The 22,350-nt window shown below is 30.8% G+C and carries 21 protein-coding genes; 10 read left to right on the top strand and 11 right to left on the bottom strand.

Translation table 11 applies throughout. The features are described from left to right. The 4 genes from AC15TD_RS09485 to rpsF form a co-directional block, all read right to left on the bottom strand. Nucleotides 1–184, bottom strand: a 184-nt coding sequence (locus AC15TD_RS09485) for a DUF6495 family protein (RefSeq protein WP_484451902.1), incomplete at its 3' end; no start/stop codon positions are given. 101 nt (nucleotides 185–285) lie between these two features. Beyond that, entirely contained in the window at nucleotides 286–747 is a 462-nt protein-coding gene (rplI, locus tag AC15TD_RS09480; protein ID WP_484451901.1) for a 50S ribosomal protein L9, read from the bottom strand. Between the two features lie 13 nt (nucleotides 748–760). Beyond that, nucleotides 761–1,060, bottom strand: a complete 300-nt coding sequence (gene rpsR, locus AC15TD_RS09475) for a 30S ribosomal protein S18 (protein WP_484451900.1) — start codon at nucleotides 1,058–1,060, stop codon at nucleotides 761–763. Between the two features lie 2 nt (nucleotides 1,061–1,062). Further along, nucleotides 1,063–1,401, bottom strand: coding sequence for a 30S ribosomal protein S6 (gene rpsF, locus AC15TD_RS09470; RefSeq protein ID WP_484451899.1), 339 nt, complete (start codon nucleotides 1,399–1,401; stop codon nucleotides 1,063–1,065). 197 nt (nucleotides 1,402–1,598) lie between these two features. Between rpsF and AC15TD_RS09465 the strand changes: the two genes are divergently transcribed. Further along, nucleotides 1,599–2,294 (top strand): LytR/AlgR family response regulator transcription factor, encoded by a 696-nt coding sequence (locus AC15TD_RS09465; protein WP_484451898.1) that lies wholly within the window; start codon nucleotides 1,599–1,601, stop codon nucleotides 2,292–2,294. Nucleotides 2,295–2,309: 15 nt separating this feature from the next. Here the strand turns inward: AC15TD_RS09465 and priA are convergent, their stop codons facing one another. The 3 genes from priA to nadC form a co-directional block, all read right to left on the bottom strand. Then, nucleotides 2,310–4,763 (bottom strand): replication restart helicase PriA, encoded by a 2,454-nt coding sequence (priA, locus tag AC15TD_RS09460; RefSeq protein WP_484451897.1) that lies wholly within the window; start codon nucleotides 4,761–4,763, stop codon nucleotides 2,310–2,312. Beyond that, nucleotides 4,760–5,707 (bottom strand): YihY/virulence factor BrkB family protein, encoded by a 948-nt coding sequence (locus tag AC15TD_RS09455; protein ID WP_484451896.1) that lies wholly within the window; start codon nucleotides 5,705–5,707, stop codon nucleotides 4,760–4,762. Before AC15TD_RS09455 ends, priA begins: the two co-directional genes overlap by 4 nt. Nucleotides 5,708–5,801: 94 nt before the next feature. Then, a complete protein-coding gene (nadC, locus tag AC15TD_RS09450) occupies nucleotides 5,802–6,662 on the bottom strand; it encodes a carboxylating nicotinate-nucleotide diphosphorylase (RefSeq protein WP_484451895.1) in 861 nt (286 codons plus the stop codon). 126 nt (nucleotides 6,663–6,788) lie between these two features. Between nadC and rlmH the strand changes: the two genes are divergently transcribed. From rlmH to AC15TD_RS09415, 7 genes are all read left to right on the top strand, one after another. Further along, nucleotides 6,789–7,262 carry a 23S rRNA (pseudouridine(1915)-N(3))-methyltransferase RlmH gene (rlmH, locus tag AC15TD_RS09445; RefSeq protein ID WP_484451894.1) on the top strand — a complete coding sequence of 158 codons (474 nt, stop codon included), beginning with the start codon at nucleotides 6,789–6,791 and terminating at the stop codon, nucleotides 7,260–7,262. A 118-nt stretch (nucleotides 7,263–7,380) separates the two neighbouring features. Then, entirely contained in the window at nucleotides 7,381–8,898 is a 1,518-nt protein-coding gene (locus tag AC15TD_RS09440) for an amino acid adenylation domain-containing protein (RefSeq protein WP_484451893.1), read from the top strand. A gap of 172 nt (nucleotides 8,899–9,070) precedes the next feature. After that, nucleotides 9,071–9,322 (top strand): acyl carrier protein, encoded by a 252-nt coding sequence (locus AC15TD_RS09435; RefSeq protein WP_484451892.1) that lies wholly within the window; start codon nucleotides 9,071–9,073, stop codon nucleotides 9,320–9,322. Then, nucleotides 9,319–10,386: a 3-oxoacyl-ACP synthase III family protein gene (locus tag AC15TD_RS09430; protein WP_484451891.1), complete on the top strand. Its 1,068-nt coding sequence runs from the start codon at nucleotides 9,319–9,321 to the stop codon at nucleotides 10,384–10,386. Before AC15TD_RS09435 ends, AC15TD_RS09430 begins: the two co-directional genes overlap by 4 nt. 7 nt (nucleotides 10,387–10,393) lie before the next feature. Next, nucleotides 10,394–10,609 carry a phosphopantetheine-binding protein gene (locus AC15TD_RS09425; RefSeq protein WP_484451890.1) on the top strand — a complete coding sequence of 72 codons (216 nt, stop codon included), beginning with the start codon at nucleotides 10,394–10,396 and terminating at the stop codon, nucleotides 10,607–10,609. Between the two features lie 49 nt (nucleotides 10,610–10,658). Beyond that, complete coding sequence (locus AC15TD_RS09420; protein ID WP_484451889.1) at nucleotides 10,659–11,936, top strand: ATP-binding protein; 1,278 nt, start codon at nucleotides 10,659–10,661, stop codon at nucleotides 11,934–11,936. A gap of 96 nt (nucleotides 11,937–12,032) precedes the next feature. Continuing rightward, nucleotides 12,033–12,689, top strand: coding sequence for an acetyltransferase (locus tag AC15TD_RS09415; RefSeq protein WP_484451888.1), 657 nt, complete (start codon nucleotides 12,033–12,035; stop codon nucleotides 12,687–12,689). Between the two features lie 96 nt (nucleotides 12,690–12,785). Here AC15TD_RS09415 and AC15TD_RS09410 read toward each other — a convergent pair whose 3' ends face one another. Genes AC15TD_RS09410 through AC15TD_RS09395 form a run of 4 tightly spaced genes read right to left on the bottom strand, consistent with a single transcriptional unit; the run spans nucleotide 12,786 to nucleotide 19,347 of the window. After that, entirely contained in the window at nucleotides 12,786–14,855 is a 2,070-nt protein-coding gene (locus AC15TD_RS09410; protein WP_484451887.1) for a M3 family metallopeptidase, read from the bottom strand. 32 nt (nucleotides 14,856–14,887) lie between these two features. Next, nucleotides 14,888–15,433 (bottom strand): GDSL-type esterase/lipase family protein, encoded by a 546-nt coding sequence (locus AC15TD_RS09405; RefSeq protein ID WP_484451886.1) that lies wholly within the window; start codon nucleotides 15,431–15,433, stop codon nucleotides 14,888–14,890. A gap of 10 nt (nucleotides 15,434–15,443) precedes the next feature. Continuing rightward, on the bottom strand, nucleotides 15,444–17,084 hold the full coding sequence (locus AC15TD_RS09400; protein ID WP_484451885.1) for an AMP-binding protein: 1,641 nt from the start codon (nucleotides 17,082–17,084) through the stop codon (nucleotides 15,444–15,446). A 43-nt stretch (nucleotides 17,085–17,127) separates the two neighbouring features. Beyond that, nucleotides 17,128–19,347, bottom strand: coding sequence for a M1 family metallopeptidase (locus tag AC15TD_RS09395; RefSeq protein WP_484451884.1), 2,220 nt, complete (start codon nucleotides 19,345–19,347; stop codon nucleotides 17,128–17,130). Nucleotides 19,348–19,484: 137 nt separating this feature from the next. Between AC15TD_RS09395 and AC15TD_RS09390 the strand changes: the two genes are divergently transcribed. Together AC15TD_RS09390 and AC15TD_RS09385 are read left to right on the top strand one after the other, a co-directional pair. Next, on the top strand, nucleotides 19,485–20,057 hold the full coding sequence (locus AC15TD_RS09390; RefSeq protein ID WP_484451883.1) for a non-canonical purine NTP diphosphatase: 573 nt from the start codon (nucleotides 19,485–19,487) through the stop codon (nucleotides 20,055–20,057). Between the two features lie 71 nt (nucleotides 20,058–20,128). Continuing rightward, nucleotides 20,129–22,348 (top strand): RelA/SpoT family protein, encoded by a 2,220-nt coding sequence (locus AC15TD_RS09385; RefSeq protein ID WP_484451882.1) that lies wholly within the window; start codon nucleotides 20,129–20,131, stop codon nucleotides 22,346–22,348. The last annotated feature ends 2 nt before the right edge of the window (nucleotides 22,349–22,350 follow it).

Below are 22,350 nucleotides of genomic sequence, written 5' to 3'. Positions count from 1 at the left end.
CTTTGTTTAAAGCACCTTCCCAAATTAAATCGCTAAAAACATCCAGTTCCATTTCTGCCATTTCTGGTTTATTTACTTTTAAATTTTCCCATTCATCAGCAGTAACCGATTGGGTTGCTAGAAAGTTTATGAACTCTTGGTGTAATTCTTCAAATTGTTCTTTTGTAAGTCTGGCGTATTTCATAATCCCTATTAATCTCCACTTTGTGGAGAAATTACTTTACCAAATTAAAATAATAAAAAAGCCTCAACTAGGTTGAGGCTTTATATTTTAATTTAGCTTAATTAAGCTTGTGCTATAACCTCAAAAGGAAAATCGAAAGTTACATCTCTGTGTAAACGTATTACGGCATTATATTGCCCTAAACGCTTGATATTTCCACCAGTGATGGTTACAAATTTTTTATCTATTGAGTGTCCTTCTTTTTCAAAAGCTTCAATTAAATCTGCTTTTGTTACAGAACCAAATAATTTATCACCTGCAGAAGCTCCTTCTGTTGCTTTAGCAGTAATTTTAATTTCTAATGCTTTAATGGCATCTGCCATTTTATTAGCATCTTCTATTAATTTTTTATCTTTAAAAGCGCGCTGCTTTAAGTTTTCTGCTAAAACTTTTTTTGCAGATACTGTTGCTAAAACGGCTTGCTTTTGAGGAATTAAAAAGTTTCTACCATAACCGTTCTTAACTGTTACAACATCGTCTTTAAATCCTAAATTTTCAACGTCTTGTTTTAATATAAGTTCCATTGTTATCGGTATTTTATTTTAATAAATCAGCTACGTATGGCATCAACGCTAAGTGACGCGCTCTTTTTACAGCTATAGCAACTTTTCTTTGATACTTTAAAGATGTACCTGTTAAACGTCTTGGTAAAATTTTACCTTGCTCGTTTATAAATCGCATTAAAAAATCTGGATCTTTGTAATCAACATACTTGATTCCAGACTTTTGAAACATGCAATATTTCTTCGCCTTATTTGTATCGATGTTAAGCGGAGTTAAATATCTAATTTCTCCGTCTTTTTTACCTTTAGATTGTTGTTCTATTGATGTTGCCATGGTTACGCTTTTTCTTTAAGTTTAACTCTTCTTCTCTCTGCCCATGAAATAGCATGTTTATCTAACGCTACCGTTAAATAACGCATAAAACGCTCATCACGTCTAAACTCTACTTCTAAAGGATTAATTACCTCACCATCAACGGTGTACTCAAATAAATGGTAAAAACCACTTTTCTTGTTTTGAATAGGATAAGCTAATTTTTTTAGCCCCCAATCTTCTTTGGATATCATCTTAGCGCCGTTAGAAACAAGAAAATCTTCGTATTTCTTTACTGTTTCCTTTATCTGATCTTCAGATAAAACGGGATTTAAGATGAAAACAGTTTCATAATGATTCATAAAAATCTTAATTTATTATTAAAAATGGGTGCAAAAATAACCTATTTATTTATATATTGCAAGTATATTTCATCTATATTATATCATAATAGTAATGTTTAGAATTATGTTAAAATTTGCATTTTATCGATGATATTTGGTTTTTAACCGAATTTTTTGTAATATTGTCGATATCTTAACCGAAATAATATAATGTTATGACTTTAAATTGTGTAGTAGTAGACGATTCAGCAATCCAGCGTCTATCCATAGTTAAGTTAGTGGAGAATCATCCAGCCCTTAACTTAATTGCAGAGTACAGCAGTGCTCTTGAAACGAAAAACGGATTGAACAATAATCAAGTAGACCTCATCTTTTTAGATATAGAAATGCCTGTTCTAAATGGATTTGAACTCTTAGATGTATTAAACAACAAACCTCAAATTATTTTTGTAACCGGCAAAACCGAATATGCTTTTAAAGCATTTAATTATGATGCTACCGATTACTTGCACAAACCAATCACTAGAGAACGTTTTAACCAATCTGTTGACAAAGCACTTGAGCAACATAAGTTAACTTTAGACTTTAATGAAGAAGAAGGAGAACACATCTTCGTAAAAAGTAATCTTAAAAAACGTAAAGTTTACATTAAAGACATTAAGTGGATTGAAGCTTTAGGAGATTACGTTAAATTAGTTACAGAAGAAAATAGTCTTGTGGTATTATCTACAATGAAATCTTTTGAGAAAGAGTTACCAGAAAATAAATTTTTGAGAATTCACAAATCTTATATTGTTAATCTTGATAAAATTGACAGATTTAACAGTAAAAATGTTGAAGTTGGCGCTTATGAAATTCCACTTAGTAGGAATAAAAAGACGCAACTGGTTGATGCTTTAAACAATATATAATCATATTTTAAAGCTCTAAAAGTTATCGACATTTAAAATTACTTTTACCGACCTAAAATCCTTTATATTTAAGAAGCTGTTATTAATTTTAATAATGGCTTCTTTAGTTTTGGAAAGCGATTGTTTTTTAGGAATTTTAATTAAAATATTTTTATGAAATTGGTTTCTAATCCTAGCAATAGGTGGCGATTCCGGACCTAAAACAGCCGCTCCAAAAACTTGTCTTAATGATTTTGCTAACCACTGAGACCCATTATCTACTCTATTGTAATCTTTATGTTTTAAGGTGATTTTTATTTGTTTATAAACTGGCGGATATTTAAAATTATATCTATCATCCATTTGTTCATTGTACATACCCATATAGTCATTTACAGAGACTTGTTGCAAAATATTATGGTATGGATTATACGTTTGAATTAACACCTTACCTCTTTTATCGGTTCGGCCTGCCCTACCGGACACTTGTAACATTAACTGAAAACTTCGTTCATGGGCTCTAAAATCAGGAAAATTCAACAGATTATCAGCATTCATAATGCCTACTAGCTTTACATTTCTAAAATCCAAACCTTTTGTAAGCATTTGAGTGCCTACTAAAATATCGACCTCTTGTTGTTCAAATGCTGAAATAATTTTCTCATATCCATATTTTCCTCTGGTAGTATCTAAATCCATTCGACTTACTTTGTAATTAGGAAATAGCGTTTTTACCTCTTCTTCAATTTGTTGTGTACCAAACCCTTTATTATCCAATTCAGCACTACCACAAGCAGAACATTTTTTTATCATTAAAGTATGATATCCACAGTAATGACAACGCAACTGATCTTTATATTGATGATAGGTTAAACTAACATCACAATTTGGGCATTGTGGCGATATTCCACAGGTATTACATTCTACAATAGGTGAAAATCCACGTCTATTTTGAAACAATATAATTTGATGACCATCACCTAAAGTTTCAGCCATTTCTTCAATAAGACGGTCACTAAAATGACCATTCATTAATTTACGCTTATGTTTATCCTTTATGTCAACCAACTCTATCTCCGGCATTAAAACATTGTTATAACGTGTGTTAATTTCAACTAATCCATACTTATTCTGTTGTGCATTAAAATAACTTTCTAAGCTTGGTGTTGCAGAACCTAAAAGAGTTTTTGACTGATGTAAACCTGCCAAAACTATAGCGGTGTCTCTGGCATGATATCGCGGTGCCGGATCAAACTGCTTAAAAGACTGTTCATGTTCTTCATCAACAATAATAAGTCCTAAATTATTAAATGGTAAAAATATTGAAGAACGTGCACCTATCACTATTTTAGATTTCTTTCTACTTTCTAAGACATTATTCCAAACTTCAACACGCTCATGAGTTGAGTATTTTGAATGAAAAACGGCTACTTGTTCTCCAAAATAATTTTGTAATCTTGAAACTAATTGCGTTGTTAATGCTATTTCTGGTAATAAATAAAGTACTTGCTTATTTTGTGCCAAAACTTCTTCTATAAGTTTAACATATACCTCCGTCTTACCAGAAGATGTTACACCATGCAACAGCACTACATGTTGTTCTTTAAAAGAAAGTTTTATGTCTTGTAATGCTTTTAGTTGAAATTCATTAAGTGTTTTTGAATTTGCAATAGCCTCTCCTGAATAGACAACTCTATCGGTCTGAATATCGTATTCTTCGAGAATTTCTTTATCAATTAATATTTTTATTATTGCTGAAGAAGCTCCGCTTTCTTGAGCTAAATCAGACACTTTTACAGGTCTTTTTGTTTTTGAAGAAATTGAAAACAATGTAAGTATGACTTGACTTTGCTTTGGAGCTCGCGATAATTCTTCCAATAACCCTTGTAGCGACTTTTCAGCAGAAAAATTAGGATGCATTTTTACATAACGCACTAATTTTGGTTTATACTTTTCATAAACTTCTTCTTCAACAAAAATGACTTCCTTTTCTAATAAACTCTTAATCACAGGAAGCACTGTTTTTTTATCGAGAATGTTAGAAATATCATGAATTTTTAATGATGATTGATGTTGCAAAGCTTCATATATTAAAAACTCATCATCTTTTAAATCGGTATCAACAATAGTTTTTTCAGTATTTAAAAAAATAACAGTTTCACTTTCTAAAATAAAAGCACTGGGTAAAGCAGCTCTCATAACCTCCCCTAAAGTACACATATAATAACGAGCTATCCATTCCCATAAATTAAGTTGAATTTTATTTATGATTGGTTCTTCATCTAGTATTTGATGGATGTCTTTTGCTTCATATGCCATGGGAGCTTCACTATGAATTTTATAGACAATGGCTGTATAAATTTTTGTTTTACCAAAGGGTACAGAAACCCGCATACCAATTTGTAAAAAATCTGCTTCAGCACCGGTAATACTATAAGTAAACTGTTTTTCTAGAGGAATTGGAAGAATGACGTCTATAAAATATGTCATAAACTAGCACCCTTTCGTAATTTATTCATAGAAGCATTTAATTCGTAACCTAGGAGTAAAATATTGGCATTTAACCATAAATAAAACATTAAAATTAATAGGGCTCCTATTGAACCATAAAGTTTATTGTATTGGGCAAAATTTTCAATGTATATTCCAAATAAATACGATGTTAAAATGATAAGTATGGTCGTAAACAAAGCACCGGCAGAAAAGAATTTTGAGTCTTTACCTTCTTTAGTACCAAAATAATATAAAGTTGCGGTCGCCAAGTAGACCATGATAATAAAAAACATATATTTTGCTACATCAAACCAAAAAACTGTTTGAGATTCTGCTTCATATCCCTGATTACCTAAAACATCTAATATTTTTTTAACAATATATATTTGAAAATATCCTAAAACTACAATGGTAAAAATAAGCAAGAATGCCAATATTAACGCAACACCTAAAGCATATAAATACTGTCTTACTACATTTCTGATTAATTGTTCGTGATAAGAATTTTCAAAACCAGCAAACACAGCACTTACACCATTTCCCATTAAAAAAATTGATAATAAAAACACCGAAGACACTAATCCGCCTCGTTGAGATTGATCTATATTCTCAAAAATATTTTCAAAGAAAAATTCTGAAGTATTTGGTGGTAAAAAAGAATTTAAAAAATTTAGAAACTCAATTTTAAAATCATCAATTGGAACATACGGAATAACAATTAATACAAATAATAAAAAAGGGAATAAGGCCATAAAAAAACTAAAAGCGATAGAACTTGCTCTTGTAGTTAAGGCCCCTTTAACGATGCCAATAATATAAAGTTCAAATAGATCATAAAACGAAAGACCTTCAAGTCCTGGAAGTTTAATTTTTTTAAAAAGTTTTACTAAAATATTAATTACAGGAATTTTAGAAAGCTTATCTTCAATAGGTTTGGTCATTAATAATTGTATCTGTTGTTTTACGTAAAGTTATCAAATAAAAAATTTATATAATTTCTATTTTAACAAATTCAAAAACTAACTTATTATAGACTTATTTTAAGGCTTTTATACTTAAATCCATGTTATGAACAGAATGCGTTAACGCGCCACATGAAATATAATTAACACCGGTTTCAGCATAATGCCTTATGGTTTGCTCATTGATGTTTCCTGAAGATTCTGTAAAACATGTATCTCCTATAAGCTTAACAGCCTTTCTCGTGTCTTCATAATCAAAATTATCTAGTAAAATTCTGTAAATACCATCACTTTGAAGTATTTCTTTCACTTCTACTAAATCTCTTGCTTCAACCATAATATATAAATCTCTATTGGTCTCTTTAAGGTATTGTTTAGCCATATCAATTGCTTTTGTAATACCACCGGCAAAATCAATATGATTATCTTTAAGCATAATCATATCATAGAGAGCAAATCTGTGGTTCTCACCACCACCAATTTTAACGGCCCATTTTTCTAAGGCTCTAATCCCTGGTGTTGTTTTTCTAGTATCTAAAATTCTTGTTCTTGTTCCTTTTAATAAATCAACAAACATTCTGGTTTTAGTTGCTATAGCACTCATTCGTTGCATGCCGTTTAAAACCGTTCTTTCTGCTTTTAAAATTGATTTAGGAGACCCTTCAATATACATAACTATATCACCAAATGACACTTCGGAACCATCCTCAATAAGCGTTTCTATTCTTAATGTTTTATCAACATAAGCAAATACTTTTTTTGCAAATGCTACTCCTGCAATAATACCTTTGTCTTTAACTAAAAGTTTTGCTTTTCCTCTAACTCCATCAGGAATACAAGCCAATGAACTATGGTCTCCGTCACCAACATCTTCTCTTATGGCGTTTGAAATTATAATCTCAATTTCGTTGTCAAATTGTTCTTTAGTTATCATTAGAATATAAATTTAATGCTAAAATAAGAAATTGATTTGCTATATTATATTTTCAATTTATGAATTTTACAAAATTTATACCTTTAAATACTAATTTGCTAATTTTCAAAATATTAATTTTGTTTTATGACAATTAAACTACTAGCCATTGGCAAAACCGATAACAAATCGCTTCAAATACTAATTGAAGACTACCAAAAACGTTTAAACTTTTATATTAAGTTTAATTTAGAAATTATACTAGATATTAAAAAGGCTAAAAACTTAACTGAAGAGCAACAAAAACAAAAAGAAGGCGAGCTTATTTTAAAGACATTAAACACTACTGATGTGCTCATTTTACTTGATGAAAATGGCAAACAGTTAGATTCTGTTGAGTTTTCAGAATACTTGCAAAAACACATGAATTCTGGCATTAAACAGCTCGTTTTTGTTATTGGCGGCCCTTATGGTTTTTCTCAAGATGTTTACAAACAAGCACAAGGAAAATTATCACTTTCAAAAATGACTTTTTCACACCAAATGGTTAGACTATTTATAATTGAACAACTTTACAGAGGATTCACCATTTTAAAGAATGAACCTTATCATCATCAATAAGGATTTCATTTTATACATAATTATCTGCTTTATGTCTATAATTATTCTTTCCAAAAATCTAATAGACTATTTTTAATTCAGATTATAAAAACATTCCTTATCTAAGCCCTTATTTATTGTGAATAATAATCTCATAGAATATTTCGATCATACAGTTAATCTGTATCCTGATAAATCAGCTTTGGTTGATGCCTCAACTAAATTAAGTTTTCAAGAGATACAACAAAAAGCTAGACTGATTTCTACAAAAATATCCTACAGCTATGGATTGTTTAATAAGCCAATAGCTATTTTTTTACCTAAATCTAATGATTCCATTGTATCATTTATTGCTACTTTATATAGTGGAAATTGCTATGCCCCATTAGACACCAAAAATCCTATTGAAAGAATTAAATCAATTTTAAATGTTCTAAAACCATTATGTATCCTAACTAATAGTGAATACGAAGAAAAATTAAAACAATGTAATCTAGAATTTGATATTATTAATATAGATACCATAGAAAGTGTAGAATTTAAAATTGATAGTTCAAATTACAAAAACTGTATAGATAACGATCCAGCATACATTATTCACACTTCTGGTTCAACTGGTATTCCAAAAGGTGTAGTAATATCTCATAAGTCAATTTTCGATTATATACTATGGGCAATAGAGACTTTTAATATAACAGAAAAAGAAGTCATTGGTAATCAAGCTCCTTTTATTTTTGACAATTCTACACTTGACATTTATTTAATGATTTTCACGGGAGCAACGCTTCATTTAATTCCTGAGCAACTCTTTATGTTCCCAGCCAAACTTTTGGAATATATAAACACAAATCAAATCAATTTCATTTTTTGGGTTCCTTCGGTTTTGATAAATGTTGCTAATTTGAAGTTATTGAATACTTTGAAAATACCGTCTTTGAAAAAAGTATTATTTGCCGGAGAAGTAATGCCTACAAAACACTTAAATTATTGGATTAAGAACTTGGATAAAGAGGTTTTATTTGCAAACCTATACGGTCCAACTGAAATTACAGTCGACTGCACTTTCTACATCGTTGAAAGAGATTTTAAAGATGATGAGGTTTTGCCAATTGGAAAACCTTGTAGGAATAGTGATATACTAATATTAAATGATAAAAATGAACTTTGCAAAAAAGGGGAACATGGCGAATTGTGTGTTAGAGGATCATCATTAGCTTTGGGATATTGGAATAACTTTGAAAAAACGAATTCAGTTTTTACACAAAATCCTTTAAATGATTCCTTTCCTGAAAAAATTTATCATACTGGAGACATTGTGTTTTTGAATGATGAAAGTGAAATTATTTTTGTTGGCAGAAAGGACTTTCAAATAAAGCACTTAGGCTATAGAATTGAACTAGGAGAAATTGAACACACGATTCTGAATGTTTTTAGCTCTATAATTCCTTGTATTTTATATGATTCAAATAAAAAGGAAATTGTGTTGATTTACGAATCTGAAATAGAAATTACTGTTTCAGAATTTAGATTAAAACTAAGCACTAAACTTTCTAAATATATGATTCCTTCCAAATATTTAAGAATGGAGAAATTACCTAAAAGTTTAAGTGGTAAAATTGACCGAAATTATCTGAAGAAAAAAATACAATGGTCATAAAATAGTAATATGATATCATTATTTTTTCGTAATGGTTATTGTCTAGTAAATAGCATTCTAATTTCGCTTAATTTAGCTAAAAGATGACATTTGTCACAATAATCAACAATCTTAATTTATAACTTTACAATAATTTATATTAATAGTTTATACTCTAAAAATTACGTTGTAAATGAAAACACACTGCTTTATGGAAGAGAAAATTATAGATATACTTAATGACATCAGACCGGAGTTTGATTTTTCAAAATCTAATAATTTTATCACTGAGGGCCTTTTAGATTCATTTGATATTTTAACTTTAGTTAATTCTTTAGATGAAAATTTTAATATTTCAATTGATGGATTAGATATTTTACCTGAGAATTTTTCAAGTGTGGATAGTGTGAAAAGACTACTACTTAAAAACAATGCTTCTCTATGAACCTAAAATTCAATAAAAAAAAAATCAGTGGAATACTGACTGTATTGCCAGAAAATGAGATCAAATTTGAAGATGAAATAGAAAATTATAGTTTTTCTACTAGTCAATCTATGAAACTCAAATTAATTATGGGATACAATAAACGTAGGGTTGTTAATAAAAATACAACTACTTCCGATCTTTGTGTTTTTGGATTGAATTATCTTTTTGAAAAAAAGTTATTGAATAAAGATGAAATAGACGGTTTAATCTTGGTAACACAATCACCAGATCATTTTATGCCCCCAACAAGTCATATTATTCACGGAAAACTTAATCTTAAGAAAGATATGATTTGTTTGGACATAAATCAAGGTTGTTCCGGTTACGTTATTGGACTTAATCAAGCCTTTATGTTATTAGAACAGGAAGAAATAAAAAAGGTTGTCCTATTAAATGCAGACACTTTGAGTAAAAAGGTTTCTAAGAATGACAGGAACAATAACCCCCAAATTGGTGATGCGGCATCTATTACAATAGTTGAAAAAAGTATTTCAAGCAGCCCTATATTTAGTGCAGTAAAATTGGATGGAAGCGGTTCAGATGTTTTGATTATTCCAGCAGGAGGATTCAAAATGCCTTCAACGCAAGAAACATCTATATTAAAAAAAGATGAATCTGGTAATCTTAGATCCTTAAATCATTTAGTTATGAAGGGTGATGATGTTTTTAATTTTGTTCAACGAGAAGTACCTCCAATGGTTAAAAAATTACTAGAATTAGCCTCCTGTAGTCATAATGATATAGATTATTATATGTTCCATCAACCGAATAAATTCATGTTGAAGAAACTAGCAAGTAAAATGGGAGTTTATGAAGAAAAAATGCCAAACAATATTGTTGAGAATTTTGGCAATAGTAGTGGAGCCACTATACCTATTAATATCACCTTTAATTTAGGAAAGAAACTCTTGAATGAATCATTTTTTGTTTGTATGGCGGGATTTGGTGTAGGACTAAGTTGGGCCTCTTTACTTATACAATTAGAAAATTTGACTTTTTGTGAAATGATTAATTTTAAATAACCTCTACATGGAAAATTTTGAGACTGCTATTTCAGAAATTTTAGAAGTAGATACCGTCGACTTGAATGATGAACTCGAATCTTTTGATACCTGGGATTCGCTTACTATTTTGTCGATTATTGCCTTTTGTGATAGCGAATATAATGTGACTTTATCTGCTGAAGAAATTAATAATTCCGTAACGATAAATGGATTAATGGAACTGGTAAAAAATAGAATATGAATGGATTGTTTCTTTAAATTCCTAATTTTTTAAAATTAAAGATATTAGAATGAATTTAATAGGAAAAAAATTACTCGTTTTGGGCGGCACAAACATGAGTTGTGAAATTGTACAAAAAGCTAAAGAATTAGGTCTTTATGTAATAGTGGCAGATTATGACGAAAACGCCCCAGCTAAAATTATTGCTGATAAAGCTAGCATGGTTAGTGCTACAGATGTTGATGCTGTGGTAAATCTTATAAAAGAGGAGGAAATAGATGGTATTTTAACAGGATTTATCGAACTTCTGCTACCTTTTTATCAACAGATCTGCGAAAAAGCAAAATTACCTTGTTATGCTACAAAAGAACAGATTGAGATTGCTACAAATAAAATAAAGTTTAAACAACTCTGTCGTGATTTTAATGTACCTGTAGTAGAGGAGTTTCAAATTAATTTACCGATATCAAAAATTAACTGTCAGAATATTAGTTATCCTGTCCTAATAAAACCTATTGATAATACTGCTGGACGAGGGATTAGTATATGCTCTAACATCGACGAACTTACTAAGAATTTTGAAAAATCTTTAAATTATTCCCCAAGCAAACAGGTCATTGTAGAAAGATATATGCCTTGGAAAGAAGCCACTATTTTTTATACAGCACAAGATGGTAATATATTTCTAACTGCTATTGCTGACCGTCATACTCAAAACAGACAAAATAAATCAATACCACTTCCTGTGGCCTATATATTCCCTTCAGAACATTTGGAAGATTATATTGATACTTTAGATAGTAAAGTTATAAAAATGTTTAAATCTGTTGGTATACAAAATGGGTTGATATTTATTCAGTCATTTGTTAAAAATGGAAAATTCGTTTTTTATGAAATGGGATTTCGTCTCACAGGTTCATTAGAATATCATGTTTTATCGAAAACAAATAATATCAACATATTAGAGCATTTGATTTATTTTGCAATTACGGGTAAAATGTGCGACAATCCTCTTTATAATAGGATTGTTGCAAATACATATAAATTTGGAGGAAATATAACATTCCTTTTGAAACCTGGTAAAATTGGAAGAATTGATGGTAAAAGTAAAATATTGGAGTTACCGGGAGTAACTTCATGTTTTATATCCTACAAAGAAGGTGACGTGATACCGGATCGCGCCGTTGGCACCTTATTGCAAGTTATTGCCAGAGTGCTTTTTGTAACCAACTCTAAGTTAGAGTTGATTAATGTAATGAATGCAATTCATAGTATTTTCAAAGTTTATTCTGAAGACGGACAAAACATGCTTCTTAAAACCTTAGACACCAATGAATTAATGAATTAGCAAGAGAGCTTGCAGATATAGTTAAAAAACAAGACAAGGTACCTCAACTAAGTATTTTTGATACCTCCTTGATAATAGCAATATAATTAAACGAAAATGAAAAAAGTAATTATTCTGGGAGCCGGTGGAGCTGGCTCAGAGTTAACCTTTTATATTGAAGATCACAATTCAAAAGTCGGGCCGGATGACAAAATAAAAATAGTAGGTTATATAGATGACTCGAAAGAAAATTGGGAAAAATACAAGTACAATGCCCCTCTTTTATGCAATATAGACTCATATATACCTGGAAAGGATGAAGAGGTGTTGATTGCAGTAATGAAAATCAAATGTAGAAAGAAATTGATTGAAACTATGTTACGGAAAAATGCCAAAATTGGTAGTTTTATTCACCATAGCGTTATAAAACCTGAAAATATGGAAATTGGTGTAGGTAATATAATTTTTCCTTTCTCTATCCTTGAAAAAAATGCCATCATCGGAAATTATAATTTCCTTACTACTTATTGTTTTATTAGCCATGATTGCGTTGTAGGTGATAATAATTTCTTTTCAGTGGCTGGTATAGCGGGATCAGTCAAAGTGGGTGATAATAATTATTTCGGAATTCGATCTACCGTAATCCCAGGTATAGAAATCGGAAGCAATAATATCGTGCAAGCGGGAATGGTTGTCAATAAGAATTTAAAAGATAACACTACTGTTTTTTACAGATATAAAGAACAAGTATTAGCAATTCCAAAACCACATTAATTTTTTAAATATTCTTGTAGCTAAATACTCATTGTTCTCACAAAGAAATAATGAGGATTCACCATTTTAAGGAATGAACCTTATCATCATAGGTAATTATTCCAATCCAAGACTTTCAATATAAGCTTCGTTATTTGATGGTCTACCTAAAAATTCTTCAACAGCTTCAACAATATCACGTTGGCTTCCATTAGCTAAGATTAATTTTCTGTATTGCTTTCCAGTTGAAGAATCTCTTAAACCATTCTTTTTAAAGACTGTAAACATATCTTGAGCATATACTTTACTCCATAAATAACCATAATAATATACCGGATGCGTATTAATATGAATCCAACATGCCTGACTATGGGTTCCTTCTACATGCGTAGGAACAATTCCTAAATCTTTTTCTACAACTGTCCATAACTTATCCGTATCAATTGGGTTTTCAGGGTCATACTTATCATATAAATTCATATCATAAGCACATCGTTTTAAAGACCCTTGAAGCCCTAAACCAGATGATAAATTTTTAGAATTCAATAAGTTATCAAACATCTCTTTTGGTAGAACTTCTCCTGTTTTGTAATGTTTTGCGAAACTGCTTACAATATCATAATCTCGCAGCCAGTTTTCAAACATTTGAGACATGGCTTCAGCAAAATCTCTTTTGGAGTTACCTTGGATACCATACTCTCCTTCATATGACACACCTTCCATAATATGCCCAAACTCATGGAACAGTGTTCGTAATTGTCCATAACTTAATAAAGAGGGTAAGGTTTCTGTTGGCTTTGTGAAATTTCCTAAAAGCATTTTTATTGGAACTTGATACCCTTTTGAAGTATTTTTTCCACCAGCTAATTCCATTCCATAAAACCACGTTTCTTTATTAGGTCTTGGATATAAATCTAAATAAAATCTTCCTTTAAGTGTGTCTCCTTCATAAACTTCATACAATTCAACATCATCATTCCATACAGATGGGTTGTCAACTTTTTTAAACTGAAATCCTAAAAGCCTTTCATATATATCTAACATCCCTTTCAAACTTTCATTCATAGTAAAATATTCCTTCAGTATTTCACTATCAACATTATACTTGGTTTTTAATATTTTATTATTATAATAACCCATATTCCATGGTTTTATAACACTATCACTCGTTATATTCTTGTCTTTATTTCTTATTTGCTTAAGTATTTCAATATCCATTATTGCTTTCTCTTTTGATTTTGAAACCAAATCATTAATAAAACTCCAAACATTTTCTGGTTTTTTTGCCATTTTTGGCACGAGATTATAAGCTGCATACGATGGATATCCCATGAGTCGGGCAATTTCATATCTTTTTTTGACTAAGGAATCTAATATGTCTAGGTTTTTTTCTGCGCCACGATTATTAAATTTAAAGTAAAAATCTTTTCTGGTATCTTCATTTATGGCATTACTCATAACCGGACCCGAGGTGGCGTTGATTACTGGAATTTTATAAGTATTATCACCAGTTTTGTATGTTTCCTTAATAGACTCAGATAGTCCTTCTGCACCTTTTTTGTCTAATTTAACAATATCATTTACTGTATTCATATTTATGGAATACTGCGATGTTAAATCGGTTATTTCTGCTTTTAATTTTTTAAACGCTTCTAGCTTATCATTTTCTAAATTTACACCAGACAACTTAAAATTATCAATGAGATCATCAACAAATAATTTTCTGTGTCCCTCCAACTTTTTATAATCCTCTGAATTAGAAAATGTTTCAAACTGTTTAAACAATTTCTTATCAGCATTAAAAACTGTATTTACGGAATCAATTTTTTGTGAATATTCTAGCCCTTTAGCTCTTGTTATAGAATCTGTAGAAGCCCAATACAACATAAATGCATTATTATTTGCTTTGCTAAGATTGTTTTGCACATCATCGAAAGCTGCAAACGTATTTTCTAGTGTAGGCGTTTCAATACTTTTAATTTCTTCAATATCAATCGCAGCGTTCTTAATAGTAACTTTGCCATATTCAACAACATCATCGCTCGTTACACTTGCATAATCAATAACTTGATTTAAATCCACATTAAAAGGATTATTATTTGAAAGTTTGTCTTTAATAATTGTTTTTTTATCTGAACAATTAAACAATATAAGACATGAAATTAGCGTATAAAGTGTTGTTTTCATTTGAAGTAAATTAATTTTTGCAAAGATACTATTTAAATAAGACTATTTAATTTGATTTGAACACAATTCATCAGTTCGTTATGACCTTTTTCATTGTAATGAATACCATCATCCATAAAATGTTCTTCAGTCATATATTTAGTAAAATCGATATAATGGTTATCCTTATTTAAACAATGTTTTATTAAAGTTTGATTGAAACCTCTTAGACGTTCAGAATAATTTTCACCAACAAAATTAAGTTCTGCAAGATCAAACGAAGGTGTTGGAACACCTATAATAGGAATACTCTTGGCAAATATGGCCTGCTTGGTCATAGCATAAATATTTGAAATAATAAATTCACTTTTTAAACCAAACCATAAATCATTAGTACCACCAAAAATTAATGTATGAGTAGGCTTCACATCACTCAAGGCATTCATTAACCTTGACAACATACCAGATGTTGTATCGCCATTTATACCATAATTAAAAACCTCAATTTTCAATGATTCTTCAAGTAAATTGGTCCACCTTTTTGATATTTCCATTTCATATCCAAACGTTAAGCTATCACCTATACAGAGAAGTTTCATTTTATCCATACTATTCAAAAATTACTTTTTCAGAGTTTTCAAACCATTGTTTATAATAGGGTTGATGAATCTTTTCTATACTATTACGTTTAACTTTAAGAGTTGGTGTAGTCAAACCATTATCAACCGTCCAATCTTCTTTCATAACAATTACCTTTTCAATAGTTTCATGCTTTTCTAAATTTGGATTTACCAGATTAACAGTTGAAATTAAACTCGCACATAAAGCTTCTTTTGATTTAGCTTTTGCTAATTCAGACAGCGTAATCAGCGCTATTGGCTGAGGAATCCCAGTACCTACAATACAAATTTGTTCAATATCAGTATTTTTCGACATCTCTAACTCTAAAGGTGCAGGAGAAATGTATTTACCTTTATCTGTTTTAAACTGATCTTTTACTCTTCCTGTTATGGTTAAAAAACCATCATGGTCATATTCACCAATATCACCAGTTTTAAAATAGCCTTCCTCATCAAAAACGGAAGCAGTTAACTCTGGTTCCTTAAAATAACCTTTAAACATGCAATCGTTTTTAATACAAATTTCTCCTTCTGGAGATAATTTAGTTTTAATTTTTTTTAAAGGTTTACCAACGGTTCCAAGCCTGTTTGCTTCAGGAATATTCCAGTGGGAAATACAGCAATCTTCGGTCATACCATATACTTGCAAAATCTCTATACCAATAGATTTAAACCAACTTATTAAACTAGGCGCTAAAGGCGCAGCTCCAGATAATATAAATTTCGTTTTTCTTAAACCTAGTTTTTGCTGTAATTTCTTCTTAATTATAGCGTTAATTATAGGGGTTCTGAGTAATAGTGTTAATTTATTCTGTGGAATTTTTTCTAAAATTTTTTCCTGAAATTTTGTCCAGATTCTTGGAACAGCAAAAAAACCATAAGGGTGAGTCTTCTCTAAGTCTTCCGCAAATGTCTCAAGAGATTCTGGAAACCTTACCTGAGCTCCTAAAATAATACATACGGTTTCTAAGACTCTCTCTGCTACATGTGCTATTGGTAAATACGAAAAAAACTTTGCTTGTTTAGGTGCATGATAATTATTTATTAAATAATAAGAACTTATCATAAAGTTTTCTACCGTATGCATAACCCCTTTTGGAGTTCCGGTAGTTCCTGAAGTATAAATAACAGTATGCAAATCTTTAGATTTTTGAACGTAGACGGATTCAATTTTTTGACCTTCATGCAAAATATCTTCCCAAATAGCTCCTTCATTTATATTATAAAGCCTTACAGAAATTTTTGGTATATCAGGAATACCTGCTTTTTGTTGCTCAAAATTATCTAGTTTGCCAATAATGATTGCTTTTGACTCGCTATGTTTTAAAATTTGATCAATTGAATGTGCATTAAGGGTTGGATATATGGGAATGGAAACGTAACCAGCCATCATGATAGCCAAATCAGACATATGCCAATGTGCACAATTTTTTGAAAGTAAGGCAATATGACTGTGTTCCGGAAAATTATAGGCTTTTAAGGCATGGGCAATTCTTCTAACTTGATTACCTACCTCAGAAAATGAATAACTAATAATTTTTCCGTCATTTGGTTGATTTAAAAAAATATTGTTTGGTGTTTTTTCCTCCCAATATAAAAAGGCTTCTAATGGCGAATTAAATTTTTGCATCTTTTGGTTGGTTTTAAAAATGTCTTATTTAATTAGTTACTAATTAATTATTTTGTTTAAATTTTTCAAAACTTGATACTTCTTCCTGTTTAGGAAAGGTATTGTTAGTCATGTTGGTATCTGCAAATTCAAAATTAGGATCTAAATTAACTTGAGTAACTTCTTTTTCCTTAACGAAGGTTCTCTTAATCTCATATTCATTTCTACGCCATATTTCCGCTGGAAGGGTATCAATTTCAGTACTTCCATCTTTAAAGATCCATTCAATAGTTACAGGCATCACAAGACCTCCAATATTTTTTATCGTCACTTCGTAAATGTTTTTTCCTGAAAGCTGTTTACGAAGTTCTGGCTCATTAAGTCTTGATAAAAAACCACCATAACCTCTACCTGATGTAGGAACCATGTTTATCACTTCCGGACCACTTGAAAAATCCTTTGCTATTCCTCCAGAGTTTTCACCTTCAATTTTCATTTTTACATTTTTAATTTGATCTTCAATATTCAATGATTCTTCATAAACCTTAAACCATTTGACATTCGATAATTCCATATCTACATTATCGGTTGTAAAAAACCAACCCTTAAAAAACCAATCTAAATCAACGGCCGTCGCATCCTCAAGCGTTCTAAACAAATCTCCTGGATTAGGGTGTTTATATTTCCAACGGTTACAGTACTCTTTAAAGGCTTGATCAAACAATTCTTCTCCTACAATTGAATGTCTTAACATTTGAAGACCAACAGTTGGCTTCATGTAAAAATTAGCTCCAAATTGACTTAATAATTCACTATCAGAAGTTGTCATAATTGGTCTCATAATACTTTTATCACCACTCATAAAAGGAACAATGCTTTTAGGAGTTGTACTATTAAAATCAGGATAACGTTCTGCTATTGTTCTTTGATGAATGAAGGTATTTAATCCTTCGTCCATCCACATCCATTTGCGTTCATCAGAACTTATAATCATCGGAAACCAATTGTGTCCTACTTCATGAACGATGGTTCCAATCATCCCTGCTTTCGCTCTATCACTTATTTTTCCGTTTACTGGCCTTCCACCGTTAAAACTAATCATTGGAAATTCCATACCTATATTAGATGTGTTTACCGAAATAGCCACTGGATAAGGATATTCAAAGGTTGATTCTGAATATACTTCTAAAGCGTTAACCACTGCTTTTGTAGATTCTTCCTGCCAAACGGGTAATCCCTCCTTTGGATAAAAGGACATAGCCATCGTATTATGGTCTGAGAATTTTACAGCTTGTGCATCCCAAATAAATTTTCTTGAGGATGCAAAAGAGAAATCTCTAACATTAGTGGCTTTAAATTTCCACGTTTTTAATTTTTTTGATTTTGATTTCTCATTAGCCTCTGCTTCAGCTTTAGTAACAATTAATACGGGCTTATCGAATGATTTTTTTGCTTCATCAAATCTTTTTTGTTGCGTTCTGTTTAAAACTTCATTTGTATTTTGCAACGCACCTGTCGACGCTACTACATGATCTTCTGGCACAGTAATGTCTACCTCATAATCACCAAACTCTAAAGCAAACTCACCAAGCCTTTGAAACTGTTGATTTTGCCAACCTTCAGTATCATTATAAACGGCCATTCTTGGAAACCAATGCGCTATTAAATATACGGTATTGTCATCTTCAGGAAAATATTCATAACCTTCTCTTGATAACATAAACATGCTTCTGTCTGTAACAGGATAAGACCAACCTATTGAAAAACTTAAAGTGGCTCCTGATTTCAAAGGCTCATTTAGGAGTACTTTCATCATGGTATTATTAACCAACGATTTAATATTACTTCCATTAACATCTTTTATATATTTAATAGAGTAACCTGCTGGAAAATCTATAGCTCTTGTGAGCATTTGCATTTGGCGTGTACTAATGCCGTCTGCTAAAGTATTTCCTATAGAACCAAAATCTTCACTTCCCTTTTTATTAACATTCTGCTCTAATTGAATCCACAAGTAACTTAAGTCATCCGGAGAATTATTGTAATAGGTAATGGTTTCATCACCAGAAATAGTATTATTAGCCTCATCTAATCGCACATTGATTTTATAATCTGCCCGCTGTTGCCAATAGGCCTTTCCTGGTGCTCCGCTTGCTGCTCTAAAACTATTTGGTGGATTAATCATGTTATCAATTGGTTCAAACTTACCTTGCCAGGGTTGATTTTGAGATTGAAGATTACACATTAAAAAAACGGAAATGGCAAAAGTTAGTATACGTCGCATTTATAAAATAATATTATTATGAATTAAATACTGCAAGTTATAAATTTTAGATAGATTTTTTTATATTAAAATTCTGAGTTCAATTTTAAGTTATAGATTTGTTTTAAAATAGTTTACACATATTAAATCTCAATTATATGAAACTTGTTTTCGCCACCAATAACCTTAATAAACTCAATGAAGTACAAGCCCTTATTCCAAAACATATAACCTTACTAAGTCTTAAAGATATTGGTTGTTTAGAAGACATTCCAGAGACAAAAAATACAATTGAAGGTAATGCTGTTCAAAAAGCAAAGTATGTTAAAGAACATTATGGCTACGATTGTTTTGCTGATGATACTGGACTGGAAGTTGATGCTTTAAATGGTCAGCCAGGCGTCTATTCGGCCCGTTTTGCTGGTGAACAACGAAATAGTGACGACAATACAAAAAAACTACTTGACCAGCTTCAAAACAAGGATAGTAGAAAAGCCCAATTTAAAACGGTTATTGCGCTATCCATCAATAATAACATCGACACCTTTACAGGAATATGTAAAGGTAACATTACCAAAACTAAACATGGTAAAAATGGTTTTGGCTATGATCCCGTTTTTAAACCGATTGGTTATAAACAAACATTTGCTGACATGGATTTAGCTTTAAAAAATAAGATTGGTCATCGCGGAAAAGCAGTGTCTTTATTGATAGATTTTCTTAATTCTTAATATATTCCTTTTTTATCGTAAAAGTTATCAAAGCTGTTGCTTGTTAATATTCTTTATAGTATTTTTAATTTATGACAGATGTAGACATAGAAGAAGAAAACGCAGCCATTGCTAAAGCTTACAAAGAACTTTTAAAAGTTAGTTATAGAACACTATCTGATGAGGACAAGAAACTTATTAGAAGTGCTTTTGATGTTGCACTTGATGGTCATAAAAACCAACGCAGACGCTCTGGAGAAGCCTATATATTTCATCCACTTGCTGTTGCAAGAATCGTTGCTAAACAAATCGGTTTAGATGCTACCTCTATAGCCGCTGCATTACTTCATGATGTTGTTGAAGATTGTGACGACTATTCTATCGTAGATATTGAGCGGCTTTTTGGAAATACCGTTGCTAAAATTGTAGATGGCTTAACTAAAATTTCATCCTTAAGTAAAGAAAAAGACATGGATGTGTCTTTACAGGCTGAGAATTTCCGTAAAATGCTTCTTACGCTGAATGATGATGTTCGAGTCATTATCATAAAAATTGCAGATAGACTTCATAACATGCAAACCATGGATGTTATGCGTCCTGAAAAGCAAGTAAAAATAGCTTCAGAAACACTCTATATCTATGCACCTTTGGCTCATAGAATTGGTCTGTATAACATAAAAACAGAACTCGAAGACCTTGGATTAAAATATACAGAACCAGAAGTTTACGATGATATTCTTAATAAAATTAAAGAAAGTAAAGAAGAACAAGATCTTTACATTAAGGATTTTAGTAAAGTCATTAAAATATCGTTAGACAAAGAAAATCTAAATTATAGTATAAAAGGAAGGCCAAAATCTATTTTCTCCATCAGAAAGAAAATGCTAAAACAAGGGGTTTCTTTTGATGAAGTGTATGATAAGTTTGCTGTTAGAATCATTTATAAAAGTGATTTTGCAAATGAAAAGTTTTTAGCTTGGAAAATCTATTCCATTGTTACAGACCATTTTAGACCTAACCCGGTAAGGCTAAGAGATTGGATTTCCTCCCCAAAATCAACGGGTTATGAAGCGCTTCATATTACCGTTATGGGCCCGAAAGGAAGATGGGTTGAAGTACAGATACGAAGTGAGCGCATGAATGAAATAGCAGAAAAAGGATATGCAGCTCATTATAAATACAAACAAGTTTCTGAAAAAGAAGATAATCTAGAAGACTGGATAAATAGATTACAAGAAGCACTCGAAAATCAAGGAGGAAATGCAGTAGATTTTGTTGAACAGTTTAAACTTAATCTTTATTCTAAAGAAATATTTGTGTTTACGCCAAAAGGTGAATTAAAATCATTGCCAAAAGGAGCTACCGCGTTAGATTTCGCTTTTAATATTCATTCAGAAGTGGGCATGAAAACGAGAGGTGCTAAGGTTAATGGTAAACTAGTTCCCTTAAGTCATGAGCTTCAAAGTGGTGATCAAGTCGATATATTAACATCTGAAAGTGCGAAACCAAATCCCAACTGGTTAGATTATTCAACGACTGCTAGAGCCAGAAGTAAAATAAAATCAGCTTTAAAAGAAGACAAAAAACGCATCGGTGAAGAAGGAAAAGAAATTTTAAGACGAAAACTAAAACAACTTAAAGTTACTTTAAATGAAACCAGCGTTAATGAGTTAGTAAATTATTTTAAACTTAAAACTAGTTTAGATTTATTTTACAGAGTCGGTATTGGTACGATAGATAACACCATGCTTAAAGACTTTGCGTCTTCTAAGAACAATGCCTTGATGAGTTTTATTAAAAATAAAATTACAAGGAAGTCAAATATTAAAAAAGAAGATTTAGAAAAAGAAGAAATTACTGCTAACTACGATTCTCTTGTCTTTGGCAAAGAAGAAGATAAACTAGACTATAAGTTGGCCAACTGCTGTAATCCAATACCTGGTGATGAAGTTTTTGGATTTTTAACAGTTACAGAAGGAATAAAAGTCCATAAAAAAAATTGTCCTAATGCCGTAAGCTTACAATCTAATTATGCATACAGAATTATGTCTGCCAAATGGATAGATTCATCACAACAAGAGTTTCTAGTAAAAATACTCGTATCTGGTATTGATCATATTGGTTTGGTAAATGACATTACTAAAGAGATTTCATCTAACATGCATGTTAATATGAAAAGTTTAAGTTTTGAAAGTGATGACGGTTTATTTAAAGGAAAAATTAATATCGTTGTAAAAAATAATACACTTGTTAAAAAACTAATAGAAAAACTTAAAAAAATTAATGGTATAGATAAAGTAAATAGAGCTTAAAA

The sequence above is a fragment of the Yeosuana sp. genome, assembly GCF_057126245.1.
The sequence above is the reverse complement of the archived record's forward strand: the minus strand, read 5'-3'. Positions and strand labels throughout refer to the sequence as shown.